This window comes from Sinomonas terricola, assembly GCF_034931225.1.
Classification (GTDB): Bacteria; Actinomycetota; Actinomycetes; order Actinomycetales; family Micrococcaceae; genus Sinomonas; species Sinomonas terricola.
On the sequence record NZ_JAYGGQ010000001.1, the window covers coordinates 254,732 to 273,002 of the forward strand.

Genomic DNA, 18,271 nt, shown 5'->3' on the forward strand with positions numbered 1-18,271 from the left:
CAGATCACTCCCATTCAATGGTTCCCGGGGGCTTGCTCGTCACATCGAGCACCACCCGGTTGACGCCATCGACCTCGTTCGTGATGCGGTTGGAGATGCGGGCAACCAGGTCGAACGGCAGCCGCGACCAGTCGGCCGTCATCGCATCCTCGCTCGACACCGGCCGGAGGACGATCGGGTGGCCGTACGTGCGGCCGTCGCCCTGGACTCCGACGCTTCGAACGTCCGCGAGGAGCACCACGGGCATCTGCCACACCTCGTCGTCGAGACCGGCGGCCGTGAGCTCGTGGCGCGCAATTGCATCAGCCTTGCGCAGGAGGTCGAGCCGCTCCCTCGTCACTTCGCCGACGATGCGGATCCCGAGGCCTGGTCCGGGGAAGGGCTGGCGGTTGACGATCTCAGAGGGCAGTCCGAGCTGCCGCCCCACCGAGCGGACCTCGTCCTTGAACAGGGCGCGCAGCGGCTCGACGAGCTCGAAGCGCATGTCCTCGGGGAGCCCGCCCACGTTGTGGTGGCTCTTGATATTGGCGGTGCCTTCGCCGCCGCCGGACTCGACTACATCCGGATAGAGGGTTCCCTGCACGAGGAAGCGGATCTGCTCGCCCTCGGCCTTGGCCTTCTCGATGATCGTGCGTTCGGCCTCCTCGAACGCCCGAATGAACTCGCGGCCGATGATCTTCCGCTTCTGCTCGGGATCAGTGACCCCCGAGAGCGCCGACAGGAAGCGATCCTGTTCATTCGCGACGTAGAGGTTCACGCCCGTCGCCGCGACGAAATCGCGCTCGACCTGCTCGGCTTCGCCTTCGCGGAGCAGCCCGTGGTCGACGAAGACGCACGTGAGCTGATCGCCTACCGCTCGCTGGACCAGCGCGGCCGCGACGGCCGAGTCGACACCGCCCGACAGCCCACAGATGACCCGGGCGTCTCCGACTTGCTCGCGGATCCGCGCGATCTGCTCGTCGAGGATGTCTCCGGTCGTCCAGTTGCGCTCAAGCCCCGCGACCCCGAACAGGAAGTTCTCAAGGACCTTCTGTCCGTACTCGGAGTGCTTGACCTCGGGGTGCCACTGCACTCCGCCGAGGGCCTTCTCGGTATTGACGAACGCTGCGACTGGGGCACCCGGCGTGGTCGCGAGCACCTCGAAGCCTTCGGGGGCGGCCTGGACGGCGTCGCCGTGGCTCATCCACGTGCTCTGCAGGACGGGAATCCCCGCAAGGATCGAATGGGGCTCCCCGACCGCCGAAGCCTGCGTCGCGCCGTACTCGCGGAGTCCCGTGCGGGCCACCGTGCCGCCGAGCGCATTCGCCATGGCCTGGAAGCCGTAGCAGATGCCGAAGACCGGCACACCGGCCTCGAACAGGTCCGCCCCCACGGCGGGGGCCCCCTCGGCGTAAACGCTCGAAGGGCCGCCGGAGAGGATGATGGCGGCCGGGTTCTTGGCCATGATCTGCTCGGTGGTCAGGGTGTGGGGAACGATCTCCGAATAGACGTTCGCCTCGCGGACGCGTCGGGCGATGAGCTGCGCGTACTGGGCACCGTAGTCGACCACGAGCACGGGCCGGTGGGCTGTCTGCGAGCCTGTGCTCTGGGATGCGTTTGTCACCCGTCAAGCCTACCGGACGTCAGCATGGGTGCCGCGTGCGCCTTAGTATCGCTGGCCAGCGTCAGGGTGCGCGACGAGCTCGCGTTCGACCTCTGCGTGCATGCGCCGTTCCACGATGAACGAGAGGAACGGGATGACGCCCCCGAGTGCCATGAGGATGAAGCGGACGAAGGGCCAGCGCATGAGGGACCACAGGCGGAAGTTCGATGCGAGATACAGCACATACATCCACCCGTGGACGATGAGCACCGTGAGAGAGAGGTTGACCCCGCCCACGACCCCTGCCGGATCGGCGTCCGCGAGGCCGAAGGCAAAGGGCTTGGCCGTGAAAGCGTCGCTGCCCCCCACGAAGAGGAACTTGCCGAATCCGTAGCGCGCGATCATCTCGAGGCACAGCAGGAGGAGCATCGAACCTGTTGCATAGGCCATAACCCTGTAGAACCCGAGCGCCGAACGGATCTGCGCGGCGGTGCCGCCGAAGCGGCGCTGGGGCGTGCGGCCCATGGCGGGCTTGGGGTCGATCACAGTGTTCCTCCGGGTATCGGATCAGGCGTCGTTGGTGGATCGGGCGTCGTTACGGGTTCGAGCGTCGATGTCGGATCGGGCATCGATATCGGATCGGGCGTCCGTATCGGCATCCCGGGCAGCGGCGTCAGCGTGAGCCTCGAGCTGCCGCTCGTAGTCATCGCGCACGAGCCGCCACCAGAGGAAGATCGAGAAGCCTGCGAAGACGACCCACTCGACGGCATAGAAGATATTCAGCCAGTTCACGGGTGCCGTCGCGGGCTGGGCCGCGATATCGAGCGGCTCGAGGGCGCCATGCAGCGCGGCAGCGGACTGGTCCCCGGCGGAAGTCACCTCGCGCGTCGCGCTCACGAACCCCGGATAGCTCTGGACGTCCCACAGGTTGATGAGCTCCGCGACCGAGACCATGGATGCCTGCCCTGGGGCCGGGCGTTTGGTGGCCTGCGGAGCCTCAGAGGGCAGGAGCCGCCCCGTGAGCTGGACCGCGCCCGACGGCGGGGGGCCGGCCTTGCCCGGGTCGGCGAGCCAGCCGCGCGCGACGGGAATCACGATGCCCTTCTCGCCGCCGACCGCCGGGGCGCCGTCGACGACGAACGCCGTCACGACCCACCATCCGCTTACTCCGTCGCGAAGCCGATCTCGGACGACGACCTGGCGCGACGGATCGTAGTGGCCGCTCGCCGTCACCATCTGATCGGCAGCAGCTGCCGGGAAGACGACGCCGGCCTCAATAGTCTTGGCGAGAGGCTGGGGTGTCTCGACGGTCGTCGCGACGGGCGGCGAATCGGAAGTCGAACGGGAGAACTGCCACTGGCTCAGCAGGACGAAGACGCCCGAGACCGCAAGCGCGGCGAGGAGCGCAAGGATCCAGCGGAGTTTGAGGGCGGTTCGGAGCACCTTTCAACGGTACTCCGACAAGCTGTAGAAAACCGAAACAGGGCGCTGCTCCCCAACCCTATAGGCCTAGTCCCCGAACAGGAGCGCCGAGTTAACGAGCTCGGCGATGATGTCGGCGTCGTTCGCGCGGCGCAGCGACTCGCGGAAGCCGGCCTTGGAGAGCGAACGGGCCATCGTCGCGAGGACTTCAAGGTGCTCGGAGAAGCTCGAGGCCGGCGTCGCGATGAGCAGGACGACGAAGGCAGGCCCGTCCATGGCCCCGAAATCGACCGCGTGACCGTACTTCGCAACGCCTACGGCGATCGACGGGCGCGTCACGTGCTCGCTGCGCGCATGAGGGAGCCCGATGCCGCCGGGAAGGCCCGTGGCCATCTGATGCTCCCGCGCCGCGACGTCGGCGAGGAACGCGTCGAGATCGTCGATTCGTCCCTCGGCGGCAAGCCGGCCGGCCAGTTGGCGCGCCGCGTCGTGGCGGTCCGCGGCCTCCATCTCGAGGATGACGAGCCCAGGCGTGGTCAGCTGGGCGTCATAGCGATCGAAAGTCTGGGGCATGCCGTCATTTTACGGACGCGCGCTCACCCTGCGGGTCCGCCGTCCGTGATGCGGTCCAAACCCCTGCCGCCGTTCCCGGTCCCGTTCCCCCGAGGCGGGCTACTTCACCGGGACGATATCCGCGACGCCGAGCCGGGCGACGTCAGCCGTCGCGTCGTCGGGCTGCTCCTGGCTCAGCCGCTCGGCCTCGACCCGCTTGAGGTAATGGGCCACCTCGTTCTCGCGCTGCACCTCGCTCCACCCGAGCAGTGGCGCCATGAGCTCGGCGACGACTGGCGCCGCCGAGACTCCGCGGTCCCACGCCTCGATCGAGATGCGAGTGCGCCGCGTCAGGACGTCCTCGACGTGCCGCGCGGCCTCATGGGTCACGGCGTAGACGACCTCGGCCCGCAGATAGTCGTCCGCACCCGGAAGATGCTCCGCGAGCGTGGGGTCGGCCGTCATGAGGTCCAACACCTCGGTCGCGAGCGAGCCGTAGCGGTTGATGAAGTGTTCGACGCGAGCCACATGCACACCCGAGGCCTCGGCGAGCCGATGCCGCCGGTTCCACACGGCGCGGTACCCGTCCGCGCCGACGAGGGGAACCTTGTCGGTGATGCTCGCGGGCACGCGGAGGTCCATGCTCCGCACGGCCTCGTCGACAGCGTCACGCGCCATGATCCGATACGTCGTGAGCTTCCCCCCGGCCACGACGACCATGCCAGGCACAGGATGGGCGACGATGTGCTCCCGGCTGAGCTGCGCCGTCGAGTCGTTCTCGCCGGCGAGCAGCGGCCGCAGCCCCGCATACACGCCTTCGACGTCCTCGCGCGTGAGCGGTCGCCGCAGCACGCGGTTGACGTGCTCGAGGATGTAGTCGATGTCGCTGCTCGACGCCGCGGGGTGCGCCTTGTCGAGCTCCCAGTCGGTGTCGGTGGTCCCGATGATCCAGTGGCGTCCCCACGGGATGACGAAGAGCACGGACTTCTCGGTCCGCAGGATGAGGCCCACGGTGGACTGGAATCGGTCGCGCGGGACGACGAGGTGAACGCCCTTCGAGGCGCGGACCTTGAGCTGGCCACGGTCCGTCACCATGGCCTGCGTCTCGTCCGTCCAGACGCCCGTCGCGTTGATGACCTGCTTCGCGCGGATGTCGAACGCCTCGCCCGTCTCGAGGTCTCGCACGTGGGCCCCCACGACGCGCTCGCCCTCGCGGAGGAAGCGCTCGACCCGCGTCCTGTTGACCGCGTGCGCGCCATAGAACGCCGCCGTGCGCACGATGGTCGAGACGAGCCGCGCGTCGTCCACCTGGGCGTCGTAGTAGCGGATCGCGCCGATCATGGCGTCGTCCTTGAGACTCGGCGCGGCGCGCAGCGTGCTCCGGCGGAACATGTGCTTGTGCACGGGAACCCCGTTCCCGTGGCCGCTCGTGAGCCCAAACGTGTCATACATGATCATGCCGATGCCGACATAGGGGCGTTCCCACCACCGGCGAGTGAGGGGGTAGAGGAAGGGAACCGGCTTGACGAGGTGCGGTGCGATGCGCTGGAGCAGGAGCCCGCGCTCCTGAAGGGCTTCTTGGACGAGCCGGAAATCGAGCATCTCGAGATAGCGGAGCCCGCCGTGGATGAGCTTCGACGAACGAGACGACGTCCCCGACGCCCAGTCGCGCTGCTCGACGATCCCCACGTCGAGGCCCCGCGTCACCGCATCGAGCGCGGCGCCCGCGCCGACGATCCCGCCTCCGACGATGAGGACGTCGATCTCCCGGCCCTCCCGGCCCTGCCGGGCTGTCGCCCTGAGCCGCTCGATCGCCGTCGCGCGGCCCTCGGGCCCCAAGCTTCCGGACATGCCCCTCCCCCTCAGATCAGCCCCCGCGACCATGGTTACTGTTTGGAGTCTAGGCAGGCCGTCAAGCGCCTACTGGCCCGCGTACGGCGACACCACGACGTCGACCCGCTGGAACTCCTTGAGGTCCGAATAGCCGCTCGTAGCCATCGAACGCCGCAGCATCCCCACGAGGTTCGACGTGCCGTCCGGGTGATGCCCAGGGCCGAAGAGGACCTCCCCCATCGGCCCGACCGTGCCGACGTTGACGCGCTCGCCGCGCGGGGTCTCGGGATGGTGCGCTTCGGCGCCCCAATGCCAGCCTCGGCCCGGCGCCTCCTCCGCGCGGGCCAGCGCGGAACCGAGCATGACGGCGTCCGCTCCCATCGCGATGGCCTTGATGATCGCGCCCGAGGTGCCCATGCCGCCGTCGGCGATGACGTGGACGTAGCGGCCCCCGGACTCGTCCATGTAATCCCGGCGCGCCGCGGCGACGTCGCTGATCGCCGACGCGAGGGGAGAATGGATGCCCAGGGCGCGCCGCGTCGTCGTCGTCGCTCCCCCGCCGAAGCCCACGAGAACGCCAGCCGCGCCCGTCCGCATGAGGTGCAGCGCGGGCGTGTAGCCGGCCGCGCCGCCCACGATGACCGGGACGTCGAGCTCATAGATGAACTTCTTGAGGTTGAGCGGCTCCTGGTTCTTCGAGACGTGCTCGGCCGAAACCGTCGTGCCGCGGATGACGAACAGGTCGACGCCCGCGGCGATGACCGTCTTGTAGTGCTGCACCGTGCCCGACGGCGTCAGCGCGCCGGCCACTGTGACGCCCGACGCGCGGATCTCCGCGAGGCGCGACGTGATGAGCTCGGGGTCGACGGGCTTCGTGTAGAGCTCCTGCAGGCGCCTCGTGACAGCCGGATCCGAAGGCTCCCCTTCAAGCGCGGCGATCTCCGCAAGGACCGGCTCGGGATCCTCGTAGCGCGTCCACAGGCCCTCGAGGTCGAGGACTCCGAGGCCCCCGAGGCGGCCGAGCTCGACCGCGGTGGCCGGGGACATGACCGAATCCATGGGAGCGGCGATGACCGGCATCTCAAAGCGGTACGCGTCGATCTGCCACGAGACCGAGACGTCGTGGGGGTCGCGGGTCCGCCGGTTGGGGACGATCGCGATGTCATCGAGGGAGTAGGCGCGCCGCCCGCGCTTGCCGCGGCCGATTTCGATCTCGTAGGTCACGGCCTCTACCTTAGCGAATCATGTGCCTCCCCCACGTCTCGGAGGGCGCAAGCACGGGCCACTCCCCGCGTCCCTCGGCGGAGAAACAGAAGGCCCCTGTCCGGGTGTCCGGACAGAGGCCTTCGCGGCAGGAACGACTGCAACCGCTTACTTGCGGTAGTTCGGAGCCTCCGCCGTGATCATGATGTCGTGCGGGTGGCTCTCCTTGAGGCCAGCCGACGTGATGCGGACGAACTTGCCCTTCGCCTTGAGCTCGTCGATCGTGTGCGCGCCGACGTAGAACATCGTCTGGCGCAGGCCGCCGATGAGCTGATGGGCGACGGCGGAAAGCGGCCCACGGTAGGCGACCTGGCCCTCGATCCCCTCGGGGATGAGCTTCTCGTCGCTCGGGACATCCGCCTGGAAGTAGCGGTCCTTCGAGTACGAGGTGTTCTTGCCGCGCGTCTGCATCGCCCCAAGCGAGCCCATGCCGCGGTACGACTTGAACTGCTTGCCGTTCATGAACACCACATCGCCCGGCGCCTCCGCCGTGCCGGCGAGGAGCGAGCCGAGCATGACGGAATCCGCGCCGGCGACGATCGCCTTGCCGATGTCTCCCGAGTACTGGAGGCCGCCGTCGGCGATCACGGGGACGCCCGCCGGAATGGCGGCCTTCGCGGACTCGTAGATCGCGGTGACCTGCGGGACGCCCACGCCCGCCACGACGCGCGTCGTGCAGATCGAGCCCGGGCCGACGCCGACCTTGATCGCGTCCGCGCCCGCGTCGATGAGCGCCTGGGCGCCCGCGCGCGTCGCGGCCTGACCGCCGATGACGTCGACATGAGCAGCGGCGGGATCCTTCTTGAGCCGCGCGATCATGTCGAGCACGCCCTGGCTGTGGCCGTTCGCGGTGTCGACGACGAGGACGTCGACACCGGCCTCGACCATGGCCATCGCGCGCTCGTAGCCGTCGCCGAAGAAGCCGACGGCTACGCCCACGCGGAGGCGCCCGGCGTCGTCCTTCGTCGCGTTCGGGTACTGGTCCGCCTTCTCGAAGTCCTTGACGGTGATGAGGCCCTGCAGGATGCCCTCGTCGTCGACGAGCGGGAGCTTCTCGATGCGGTGCTTCCCGAGGAGCCCGATGACCTCGTCGCGGGGCACCCCGACCTTCGCCGTGACGAGCGGCATGGGGGTCATGACCTCGTGGACTTTGCGGGTCGCGAACTCCTCGTGGGGGACGAACCGGATATCGCGGTTCGTGATGATGCCGAGCAGGCGCCGGCTCGCGTCGACGACCGGGAGGCCCGAGACGCGGTAGTGCGCGCACAGATCGTCGAGCTCCTTGAGCGTCGCGTCGGGGCCGACCGTGACCGGGCGCGTGATCATGCCGGACTCGCTGCGCTTGACCTGGTCGACTTGCTCGGCCTGATCCTGGATCGAGAGGTTGCGGTGCAGGATCCCGATGCCGCCCTGGCGGGCGAGGCTGATGGCCATGCGGGCCTCCGTGACCGTGTCCATCGCGGCGGAGAGGATGGGGATCCCGAGGCGGATGCGGCGCGAGAGACGCGTGGACGTGTCTGCCTCCGAGGGGATCACGTCGGTCTGCCCGGGCAGCAGGAGGACGTCGTCATAGGTGAGTCCCAGGAAGCCGAACGGGTCGTGCTCAGGGGCGGTGGTCATGAGTGCTCCTTGGCCGTGCGCCTTTGGGGGATGCGGCGCGAACTGACGGGAAGTGCTGATGACCAGCCAGTGCTTACGGGCATGGTCTGCTGCGGTTTCTCTATCCTAAACTTGCGCCGGCCTGGCGGGCATTCCCGAGCGCCCCCACGGTGACGAAGCCCACACCGGCTTGCGTGTCACGCAGCTTGGCCGGTCCACCCCGTGGCCGCGAACAGCCTTTCTCCGAGGCTCGAGGACATCGATGCCGCGTAGGTCCGTGTCAGGTGCTTGTCGTCGATGTTGACGTACGTGTTGCCGATGACGCCGCTGCACACTCCGCCGGGGCAGATGAGGTCCGTCATGTCGATCGCCGCGAAATGATCCGGATGCTGCGCCGCGAAGGCCGCGAGGGGATCCTCCGCGCCGGGCACGCTCGACGCCGCGGCTTGGCGCACAGGGCCACGCCCGCGACTCCGTTGCACAGCCGGGCCTCGGGCCAGCTCCACGCGCGCCACGGCCGGTCCACGAACCGGATGGTCGCGTACGCGAGGGCGAGCGCGAGGAGGATCGCCGTCGTTCCTAGGAGCCACCCCGCGCGATCCCTGTCCCGCCATGTGAGGGCGATGACGAGCACAGGCCAGTGCCAGAGATAGAGCCCGTACGAGATGTCGCGGGCATGAGCCGGCGAAAGACGTGGCGCCAATGCTTCACGAGCCTCGTCCGCTCGCCCCGCCGGTGGCGTGCCACGAACTGCCCTGTCATGAGGAAAGCCGAGATCATGAGGAAGACGTCGCCTCACCATTCCCTCGTTCGAGCCTGTGCGGAACTTGTGAAGGCCATGTCCTCCCGGTGTGAATCGGGCGCGGGCCCCCAAGGCGCAAACCAGACGGCGCGGCCGCGGCCCAGACGCACGGAAGGCCGCCCCAACCGAGTGGGGCGGCCTTCTTCGCGAGGATCGCGGGTGGTGCCTAGTGGCTGTGGCCCGCGTGCTCGTCGGCAGCCGGCTTGTCCGCCACGAGCGTCTCGGTGGTGAGGACGAGCGCCGCGATCGACGCCGCGTTGCGCAGCGCCGAACGGGTCACCTTGACCGGGTCGATGACGCCCGCCGCGATGAGGTCCTCGTACTGGCCCGACTTCGCGTTGAAGCCGTGGTTGACCTCGCCCTCGGCGACGCGCGCCGCGACGACGTAGCCGTCGAAGCCCGCGTTGTGGGCGATCCAGCGCAGCGGCTGGATGAGGGCGCGGCGAACGATGTTCGCGCCCACCGCAATGTCTCCCTCGAGTCCGAGAATGTCCTCGTTCTCATCGAGAATGCGCACCGCGTGGACGAGTGCCGAGCCGCCGCCCGCCACGATGCCCTCCTCGAGGGCAGCGCGCGTCGCGGAGACAGCGTCCTCGATGCGGTGCTTCTTCTCCTTGAGCTCGACCTCGGTGGCCGCACCGACCTTGATCACGCCGATGCCGCCCGCGAGCTTCGCGAGACGCTCCTGGAGCTTCTCGCGGTCCCAGTCGGAGTCGGTGCGCGTGAGCTCGGCACGGAGCTGCGCGACGCGCGCGGCGACGTCGTCGGCCGAACCGGCGCCGTCGACGATCGTCGTCGTGTCCTTCGTGATCGTGATCCGGCGCGCCGAGCCGAGCTGCTCAAGACCCACCTGGTCGAGGCTCAGGCCGACCTCGGGCGAGATGACCTGGGCGCCGGTGAGCGTCGCGATGTCCTGGAGCATGGCCTTGCGGCGGTCGCCGAAGCCCGGCGCCTTGACCGCGACGGCGTTGAGCGTGCCGCGGATCTTGTTGACGATGAGCGTCGACAGGGCCTCGCCCTCGACGTCCTCCGCGATGATGAAGAGCGGCTTCGAGGCCTGGAGCGTCTTCTCGAGGAGCGGGAGGAAGTCCTGGAGCGAGGAGATCTTGCCCTGGTGGATGAGGATGAGCGCATCCTCGAGGACAGCCTCCTGGCGCTCCGCGTCCGTCACGAAGTACGGGGACAGGTAGCCCTTGTCGAACTGCATGCCCTCCGTGAGGACGAGCTCGGTCTGCGTCGTCGAGGACTCCTCGATCGTGATGACGCCGTCCTGGCCGACCTTGTCGAACGCCTCGGCGAGGAGCTCGCCGATCTCATCCGACTGGGCCGAGATCGCCGCCACGTTGGCGACCTGCCGGCCCGTGACCTCCTGCGCGTTCTCGCCGAGACGGATCGCGACGGCCTCGACGGCCGCCTCGATGCCGAGCTTGATCTGGCCCGGGGCCGCGCCCGCGGCCACGTTGCGCAGGCCTTCCTTGACGAGCGCCTGGGCGAGGACGGTCGCCGTCGTCGTGCCGTCGCCCGCGACGTCGTTCGTCTTGGTCGCGACTTCCTTCGCGAGCTGGGCGCCGAGGTTCTCGTACGGGTCCTCGAGCTCGACCTCGCGGGCGATCGTCACGCCGTCGTTCGTGATGGTCGGCGCGCCCCACTTCTTGTCGAGGACGACGTTGCGGCCGCGGGGGCCGAGCGTCACCTTGACAGTGTCGGCGAGCTTGTCGACGCCGGCCTCGAGGGCCTTGCGGGCGTCATCGTTGAATGCGAGCTGCTTTGCCATTCGCTTCTCCTTGACTCAGGTCGCTTCACCGCGTGCACCCCGGCCGCGGGGCCGGGGTGCACGCAGCGATGAGTCCTGCTCGGCAGGGACTACTTGACGACGATCGCGAGGACGTCGCGGGCCGAGAGCACGAGGTACTCGGCACCGCCCGTCTTGACCTCGGTGCCGCCGTACTTCGAGTAGAGGACGACGTCGCCGACGGTGACGTCGACCGGAACGCGGTTGCCGTTGTCGTCAACGCGGCCGGGGCCGACGGCGACAACTTCGCCCTCCTGCGGCTTCTCCTTGGCGGTGTCCGGGATCACGAGGCCCGAAGCAGTGGTCTGCTCTGCTTCGAGCGGCTTGACGACAATACGGTCCTCGAGAGGCTTGATGGAGACCGACACGGATCTCTCCTTTTCATGAACGGGTCACAGAAATGGGAGCCGGGCATGCAACCGTCGTCGCGGGTGCCGGGAGCGTGCCTGGACAATTAGCACTCGCACAGGGCGAGTGCTACCCATGACTCTATTGAGCGACGGGTATCCCGGTCAACTGGCACTCGGTCAAGGCGAGTGCCAGCGCGCGACACGTTCGCTGCCGCTGGCGCCAGGCTGTGTCGGCGTACGCGGCCCGGCCTCACTCGCCGGCGAGCTCGTCGAAGCTCAGATCGTCGCCGTCGTCGTTGCCATTGCCGCGGCCGCGGTGGAGGTACATGACCACGAGCGAGCCCACGAGCGCGAGGCCGCCGATCACGAGCCCAATGATCGCCAGGATCTTGCTGCCGAGGTACTGGTCCCGAAGGGCCTGCGCCTCGGCGGTCTGGTCGTTGATGCTCTTGCCACCCACGGAATAGACGGTCGCGGTGAAGGCATCGAGGCCGATCACGACGACGAGGAGGACCGCAGCCAGCACCACGAGGACGATCCCGGCGATGAGGGCGGGCCGCGCGAAGCGGTCAAGTCCGCCGTGGCCGGCTCCGGTCGAGGCGTCTGCAGGCGTCGTCTCCATGCGTCAACCTTATCCGGCTTGGCGGAGCGCGCGCTGAACTAGGCTTGATCCATGCCCCCAGATCATCAGGCCGAGCAGCTCGCGCCGCTGCTCACGGCGGAAGGCTGGGCCCTCCTCAACTCGCTCGGCCCCTACCGAGAGGAAGACGCGCTCGCCATCTCGGCCCGGCTTCGCAAGGCGGGGCATGCGCCCGAACTCGTCTCCGCCGTCCTGAGCCAGGCGAGGCTCCGGCTCAGGGCCGAGACGAAATTCGGCGAGTTCTCCCGCCACATGCTCTTCACCCGCGCTGGCCTCGAGCAGGCCACGCGGCTCAACGTCGCGGCGCGGCACGCGCGCCGCTTCGTGGATGCCGGAGTGCAGCGCGTGGCCGATCTGGGCTGCGGGCTTGGATCCGACGCGATGGCTATGGCCTCGCTCGATCTCGACGTCACCGCCGTTGAGCTCGACGAGACGACCGCCGCGTGCGCGACCGTGAACCTCATGCCGTTCCCGCACGTCCGCGTGGTCCACGCGGACGCGCAGTCAGTCCCCTTGGAGGGGATCGACGCCGTCTGGCTCGACCCCGCGCGGCGGACGACGACGACGTCCGGCACCACGCGCCTGTGGGATCCGGAGGAGTTCTCGCCGCCGCTCAGCTTCGCCTCGGACCTCGCGGATCGCGGCCTGCCCGTGGGCGTCAAGCTCGGCCCGGGGCTCCCCCACGACTCGGTTCCCGACTCGTGCGAGGCACAGTGGGTCTCGGTCGACGGCGACGTCGCGGAGGTCGCGCTGTACTTCAACGCGCTCAAGCGTCCGAGCGTCCGCCGGGCGGCGCTCGTCATCGCGGGGGACTCCGCGTCCGAGCTCGTGGCCGAGACCGACTTCGACGGCGGAACCGTCGCCTCAGTGGGTCCCCTCGAGGGCTTCCTGTACGAGCCGGACGGCGCAGTGATCCGGGCCGGGCTGGTCGCGGAGCTCGCCGACCGGCTCGGCGGCCACCTCGTGGACCCGCACATCGCGTACATCTGCGCCCCAAGGCTCGCCCAGACGCCATTCGCCCGGGCCTACCGCGTGCTCGAGGTGCGGCACTACAACGTCCGCGCACTGCGCCAATGGGTCCGCGACGAGGGCATCAGCACGCTCGACATCAAGAAGCGCGGCATGGCCGTGACGCCGGACGAGCTCCGCAAGCTCCTCCTCGCCGGCCAGGGGAAGGCCCCGCGGAAGTCCCCACACAAGCGCGCCACCCTGGTGCTCACGCGGATCGGCGAGGATCGCGTGGCTGCCGTCGTCGAGCCCGTCTGACTCTCGAGCCCGCGGAAGGTCACCGCCGGACGAACCATGCACCCGCCTACTGCGCGCGCATGAAGTCCTCGGCCGCGTGGAGCTGCTCGTCGCTCGGCCGCCTGCCCGTGTAGAGCACGAACTGCTCGAGGGCCTGGATCGTCATGACCTCGGCCCCGCTGATCACGACCTTTCCGGCGGCCCGTCCCGCGCGCACGAGCGGCGTCTCCGCGGGAAGGGCGACGACGTCGAACACCACGCGCGCGGCGTCGATCGCCGCCTCGGGGAAGGAGAGCGAGTCTGCCTCGGGGCCGCCGGCCATGCCGATCGGGGTGACGTTGACGAAGACGTCGGCCGTCGCGCCGTCGAGCGCCGCATCGACGTCCGCCGCCCACGCGAAGCCGTAGAGCTCGGCGAGCGTCCGCCCGGTCTCCTCGTTGCGCGCCACGATCGTCACGTCCCGGAAGCCCGCGTCGCGGAACGCGGCCGCCGTCGCCTTCGCCATCCCGCCCGAACCGCGCAGCACGACCGACCACGCCGGGTCGAGGGCGTTGCGCTCGATGAGCTGGGCGATGGCCGTGTAGTCCGTGTTGTAGGCCGTGAGCACGCCGTCGTCATTCACAATCGTGTTCACCGAATCGATCGCAGATGCCGACGCGTCCATGCGGTCCACGAGCGCGATGACCTCCTCCTTGTACGGCATCGACACCGCGCAGCCGCGGATGCCGAGCCCCCTGACGCCCGCGATGGCCTGCTCGAGGTTCGTGGGCGCGAACGCCTTGTAGATCCAGTTGAGGCCGAGCGCCTCGTAGAGGAAGTTGTGGAAGCGCGTCCCGTTGTTGCTCGGCCGGGCCGAGAGGGAGATGCAGAGGGTCATGTCTTTGTTGAGGATCGGCACGGAACAAGGCTAGCGGGGCTCCGCTGGCTCTGGCTCGCGTGAATCACGCGGGTGTGCAATGGACGCATGCGAGCGCCGTCCGCGAATCAGCCGCCGCCGCGCGTGGGGATCGACGAGTTCTCGACGAACACCGGGCTCGTCGACGGCGTGCGGCGCTACGGCGCTGGCTGGGCGGCCGGTGCCCTCGCGGCCGTGGGACGTCTCGTCGGCTCGGCCGAGTTCCAGGAGAACGCCCTCCTCGCGAACACCCATGTTCCCGAGCTCCGGGCGCTCGACCGCTACGGCGAGCGCCGCGACGAAGTGGAGTATCACCCCGCATACCACCGCGTGCTTGGAGACGCCGTGGCCCATGGCGCGCACACCTCCGCCTGGGCCGACCCGCGTCCCGGCGCACACGTGGCCCGTGCGGCGGCGTTCATGCTCTTCGCGCAGGTCGAGCCGGGGCACGCCTGCCCCGTCTCGATGACGCACGCCGCGGTTCCCGCCCTCGCGCGGGAACCCGCCGTCGCCCGGGTGTGGCTTCCCCGCCTGTACGGGACGGGCTACGAACCGCGCCTCATGCCCGCCGCCGACAAGCCCGGCGCGCTCATGGGCATGGCGATGACCGAGCGGCAGGGCGGATCCGACGTCCGTGCGAACACGACGGCGGCCGTCGACGCCGGCGGTGGCACCGCTCTGATCACCGGCCACAAGTGGTTCTGCTCGGCACCCATGAGCGACGCGTTTCTGGTCCTCGCCCAGGAGCCTGCCGGGCCCTCGTGCTTCCTCGTCCCCCGCGTTCTCGACGACGGCTCCCTGAATCCCTTCCGGCTCGTGCGCCTCAAGGCGAAGCTCGGCAACCGCTCGAATGCCTCGGCCGAGGTCGAGTTCGAAGACACCCTCGGGTGGCGGGTCGGCGAGGCCGGGCGCGGAGTGCGGGCCATCATCGGCATGGTGCACGAGACGCGCCTCGACTGCGTCCTCGGCTCCGCGGCCGGGATGCGGCAGGGCGTCGTCGAGGCGGTGTGGCACGCCCGGCATCGCAGGGCCTTCGGCCGGCTCCTCGCCGATCAGCCCGCGATGGCATCCGTGCTCGCCGACCTCGCGCTCGAGGCCGAGGCCGCGACATGGCTCGGCCTGCGGCTTGCGGCGGCCGACGACGGCGCGCGGCCGGCTCCCGCGGGCGGTGCGGCACCCGTGGGCGGCGGGGATCCCGACCTCCGGGGCCAAGGGCCCGCCCGCGGCGGCGCGGGTCCCCACCTCGGCGACGTCGACGGTGTGCGGGAGCAGAGCTTCGCCCGGATCGCGACGGCCGTAGCCAAGTTCTGGGTCTGCCAGCGGGGGCCCGCCCACGCGGCCGAGGCACTCGAATGCCTCGGCGGGAATGGGTACACCGAGGACTTCCCCCTCGCGATGCGCTACCGCGAGCAGCCCGTCATGGCGATCTGGGAGGGCTCGGGCAACGTCGTGGCGCTCGACGTCCTCCGGGCCCTCGAGAGGGACCCTGATTCGGCCGAGGCCCTCGCGGACGAGCTCGAGCAGCAGCGTGGCGTCGATCCCGTCCTCGACGCGCAGCTCGGCCGCGCCCTCTCGCTCATGTCGGACGCGGCCAGGGAGCCGGGCGAGGCGGACGCGTGGGCCCGCCGACTGGCCGAGGAGCTCGCCCTCGCCCTTCAGGGGGCCCTCTTGGTCGCGAACGCGCCGTCGTACGTTGCGGAGGCGTTCATCGCCGCGCGGCTCGGGGAGAAGCGCACTCTCGGGTACGGATCCCTCCCGGACACTGCGCGTACGGAGGAGATTCTCGCCCGGGTCTGACGTGCCTCTCTTCGGCACCGGGCCGGGCCCCGAACGTGACCGACACCTCGCGTCACGCACGGTCACTCCCACGGGTGCGCCCGAGCACTGCCCTAGACTGGGCACATTCTGTACGGATGCTGCGGCCCCTGCCGGAGCTCGAGCACGCGGGGGCAAGCCATGCACATCGACTTCGCCGCGTCGAGGCAGTCCACGATCGGGATGGAGTGGGAGCTCGCGCTCGTCGACCGGCACGGAGGCGAACTCGTCTCGGTGGCCCCCGAAGTGCTCCAGCGGGTCTTCACCGAGCGCCCCGAACTCAACGGCGACTACCCGCGCGTCCATCAGGAGCTCCTCCTCAACACGGTCGAGATCGTGACCGGCGTCCACGACACCGTGTCCGGCGCGAAGGCCGACCTCGCCACGACCATGGCCGCCGTCCGCAGTGTGACCGACCGGATCGGCGTCGAGCTCTTCTCCGCCGGAAGCCACCCGTTCAGCCCGCCACGGCTTCAGCCCGTCACGGACAAGGAGCGGTACGCGAAGCTCATTGACCGCACGCAGTGGTGGGGCCGCCAGATGGTCATCTACGGCGTCCACGTGCACATCGGGCTCGACCGGCGCGAGAAGGCCATGCCCGTCCTCGACGCCCTCGTGAACTACTTCCCGCATTTCCAGGCGCTCTCGGCGTCGAGCCCGTTCTGGAGCGGCGAGGACACCGGCTACGCATCGCAGCGCGCCCTCATGTTCCAGCAGCTTCCGACAGCCGGCCTGCCGTTCCAGTTCCCCGACTGGGCCGGCTTCGAGCACTACGTCGATGACATGCTCACGACAGGCGTCATCGACGTCATCAGCGAGATCCGCTGGGACATCCGCCCGGTCCCCCGGCTCGGCACGATCGAGATGCGCGTGTGCGACGGCCTCTCGACGCTCGAGGAGGTCGGCGCAATCGGGGCCCTCACCCAGTGCCTCGTCGAGGAGGCGTCGCGAACGCTCGACGCAGGCGGCACCATCCCGACCATGCCGCCGTGGCACGTCCAGGAGAACAAGTGGCGCTCGGCCCGCTACGGGCTCGACGCGATCATCATCCTCGACGCTCAGGGCAACGAGAAGCTCGTGACCGAGCACCTCGCCGAAACCCTCAACCGGCTCGAGCCCATTGCGCGCGACCTCGGATGCGAGGACGAGCTCCGCGACATCGAGGGAATCCTCCGCCGCGGGGCCGGATACCAGCGCCAGCGCCGCATCGCGGAGGAACATGCGGGCGACCTTCGCGCCGTCGTCCTCGAAGAGGCGCGCCTCATGCGCGAGGGCTACCCCGCGTGAGTCCACGGGACGTACGACGACGCCGCTCCCCCGGGCGGCTCGTGTTCGTCCTTGCAGTGGTCGCCGGACTGCTCGCCGTGACGTCCCACGGCCAGGCGGCTCTCGCGGTCGTGGCACTCGCGATCGTCTACGCAGCCGTCGAGGCCGTCATTGCGTGGCGCCGCCGCCGGTAGCGAACGACACAACTCAGGCCGCTGAGTGCACCGTTTTGGCGTTTCTTCCCCGCGAATTGTGGCGTTTCGATCCCCTGATGACATCGGCGACGACCTGACCCACCCACGCTCGGTCGAACATGACGTGCTCCCAGCTGAACCGAAGCACTGTCCATTGATCTCGGACCAACTCGTTGTACCGGGTGCAATCTCGATGCAGGGCTTCGCGTCCGCCGTGCCACTCGAAGCTGTCGGCTTCGGCCGTCACCCGGTACAGAGCCGACCCGAGGTCCACGACGAAGGTGCCCCCACGTGTGGAAATCCGCAGTTGTGGCTCCAAAGCGACGCCAGCCTCGAGGCATGCTGCCCGAAGGCCGGACTCGAACGGATTGGCCGCCCGTCCGTCCATGTGGGCGAGGACCCTCCGCAGTGCCCGCTTGTTCCGCCCAATCCAGGCCTCTGCTGCCGACGTGAGCTGGCTTCCGGTCACAAGACCGCAGCGCAGAGCCGAATCCGCAACGGCCAATCCCTCGGCAAATTCCAGCTGAGCGGCACAATCCAAGACCGTCCGGACGGGGGAGGTTGCGGTCACGACGCCGACTCGGACGAGGTCCTCCTCCGGCAGCAGTCGCGTCACGATATTGGCCTGAGGATGCGCGCGGATCTTGGTCCCCCTGCGCACCGCGACGTCAACGGCTCGCGGCCGCTCCAGAACGCCCAGCCCGTGCGCCAACGCCGCCGAGCGTGCGAAGAGCACGCCGCGACACTCCAGGGCAACCCGATGTGCTTCGTCGAGCGACGCCAAGGCATAGACCCCGTTACGCGGTCGCACGACGCCGCCGCCCAACACAGCTCGCTCCAGCTGCCGTTGGCTAAAGTAGCGTCGCATATCGCTAGCTGCGGCGCTGCCGCCGAGGCTCGCCAAGAGCTGTTCTGGTCCCCCCATAGCATCAGCCTGCCCCGGCTTCCGGGCCGTCAGCAAAGGCCAGATCCCGTATGTGGATAACTTGGGCCGTCCGTTGGAGGCGAGAATCGACACAAT

General features: G+C 69.2%; 17 protein-coding genes. 4 read left to right on the forward strand and 13 right to left on the reverse strand.

Features of this window, described 5'->3' with window-relative positions; translation table 11 throughout:
- Positions 1–4: 4 nt before the first annotated feature.
- From guaA to SPF06_RS01345, 11 genes are all read right to left on the reverse strand, one after another.
- A complete protein-coding gene (gene guaA, locus SPF06_RS01295; protein ID WP_323277768.1) occupies positions 5–1,555 on the reverse strand; it encodes a glutamine-hydrolyzing GMP synthase in 1,551 nt (516 codons plus the stop codon).
- A 90-nt stretch (positions 1,556–1,645) separates the two neighbouring features.
- Positions 1,646–2,128 carry a DUF3817 domain-containing protein gene (locus SPF06_RS01300; protein WP_323277114.1) on the reverse strand — a complete coding sequence of 161 codons (483 nt, stop codon included), beginning with the start codon at positions 2,126–2,128 and terminating at the stop codon, positions 1,646–1,648.
- Positions 2,129–2,149: 21 nt separating this feature from the next.
- The gene (locus tag SPF06_RS01305) at positions 2,150–3,025 is read right to left on the reverse strand and encodes an SURF1 family protein (protein ID WP_323277115.1); all 876 of its coding nucleotides are present in this window, start codon (positions 3,023–3,025) and stop codon (positions 2,150–2,152) included.
- Between the two features lie 66 nt (positions 3,026–3,091).
- Positions 3,092–3,577 (reverse strand): PTS sugar transporter subunit IIA, encoded by a 486-nt coding sequence (locus tag SPF06_RS01310; protein ID WP_323277116.1) that lies wholly within the window; start codon positions 3,575–3,577, stop codon positions 3,092–3,094.
- A 99-nt stretch (positions 3,578–3,676) separates the two neighbouring features.
- Complete coding sequence (locus SPF06_RS01315) at positions 3,677–5,407, reverse strand: glycerol-3-phosphate dehydrogenase/oxidase (protein WP_323277117.1); 1,731 nt, start codon at positions 5,405–5,407, stop codon at positions 3,677–3,679.
- A gap of 69 nt (positions 5,408–5,476) precedes the next feature.
- Positions 5,477–6,613 (reverse strand): GuaB3 family IMP dehydrogenase-related protein, encoded by a 1,137-nt coding sequence (locus tag SPF06_RS01320; RefSeq protein ID WP_323277118.1) that lies wholly within the window; start codon positions 6,611–6,613, stop codon positions 5,477–5,479.
- A gap of 147 nt (positions 6,614–6,760) precedes the next feature.
- Positions 6,761–8,272, reverse strand: a complete 1,512-nt coding sequence (gene guaB / locus SPF06_RS01325; RefSeq protein WP_323277119.1) for an IMP dehydrogenase — start codon at positions 8,270–8,272, stop codon at positions 6,761–6,763.
- A 176-nt stretch (positions 8,273–8,448) separates the two neighbouring features.
- Positions 8,449–8,706 (reverse strand): calponin homology domain-containing protein, encoded by a 258-nt coding sequence (locus SPF06_RS22045; protein WP_428985678.1) that lies wholly within the window; start codon positions 8,704–8,706, stop codon positions 8,449–8,451.
- Between the two features lie 513 nt (positions 8,707–9,219).
- On the reverse strand, positions 9,220–10,827 hold the full coding sequence (gene groL, locus SPF06_RS01335) for a chaperonin GroEL (protein ID WP_323277121.1): 1,608 nt from the start codon (positions 10,825–10,827) through the stop codon (positions 9,220–9,222).
- Between the two features lie 89 nt (positions 10,828–10,916).
- On the reverse strand, positions 10,917–11,213 hold the full coding sequence (gene groES, locus SPF06_RS01340) for a co-chaperone GroES (protein WP_066499141.1): 297 nt from the start codon (positions 11,211–11,213) through the stop codon (positions 10,917–10,919).
- A gap of 232 nt (positions 11,214–11,445) precedes the next feature.
- Positions 11,446–11,817 carry a hypothetical protein gene (locus tag SPF06_RS01345; RefSeq protein WP_323277122.1) on the reverse strand — a complete coding sequence of 124 codons (372 nt, stop codon included), beginning with the start codon at positions 11,815–11,817 and terminating at the stop codon, positions 11,446–11,448.
- A gap of 51 nt (positions 11,818–11,868) precedes the next feature.
- Between SPF06_RS01345 and SPF06_RS01350 the strand changes: the two genes are divergently transcribed.
- Positions 11,869–13,101, forward strand: coding sequence for a class I SAM-dependent methyltransferase (locus tag SPF06_RS01350; RefSeq protein ID WP_323277123.1), 1,233 nt, complete (start codon positions 11,869–11,871; stop codon positions 13,099–13,101).
- A gap of 46 nt (positions 13,102–13,147) precedes the next feature.
- Here SPF06_RS01350 and SPF06_RS01355 read toward each other — a convergent pair whose 3' ends face one another.
- Positions 13,148–13,978 (reverse strand): shikimate 5-dehydrogenase, encoded by an 831-nt coding sequence (locus tag SPF06_RS01355; RefSeq protein ID WP_323277124.1) that lies wholly within the window; start codon positions 13,976–13,978, stop codon positions 13,148–13,150.
- Between the two features lie 66 nt (positions 13,979–14,044).
- Between SPF06_RS01355 and SPF06_RS01360 the strand changes: the two genes are divergently transcribed.
- From SPF06_RS01360 to SPF06_RS01370, 3 genes are all read left to right on the forward strand, one after another.
- Positions 14,045–15,772, forward strand: a complete 1,728-nt coding sequence (locus SPF06_RS01360; RefSeq protein ID WP_323277125.1) for an acyl-CoA dehydrogenase family protein — start codon at positions 14,045–14,047, stop codon at positions 15,770–15,772.
- A 159-nt stretch (positions 15,773–15,931) separates the two neighbouring features.
- Positions 15,932–17,077: a glutamate--cysteine ligase gene (locus SPF06_RS01365; RefSeq protein ID WP_323277126.1), complete on the forward strand. Its 1,146-nt coding sequence runs from the start codon at positions 15,932–15,934 to the stop codon at positions 17,075–17,077.
- Entirely contained in the window at positions 17,074–17,250 is a 177-nt protein-coding gene (locus SPF06_RS01370) for a hypothetical protein (protein WP_323277127.1), read from the forward strand. The genes SPF06_RS01365 and SPF06_RS01370 overlap by 4 nt, the downstream gene beginning before the upstream one ends.
- Positions 17,251–17,263: 13 nt before the next feature.
- Here the strand turns inward: SPF06_RS01370 and SPF06_RS01375 are convergent, their stop codons facing one another.
- Positions 17,264–18,175: a hypothetical protein gene (locus SPF06_RS01375; protein WP_323277128.1), complete on the reverse strand. Its 912-nt coding sequence runs from the start codon at positions 18,173–18,175 to the stop codon at positions 17,264–17,266.
- Between the last annotated feature and the right edge of the window lie 96 nt (positions 18,176–18,271).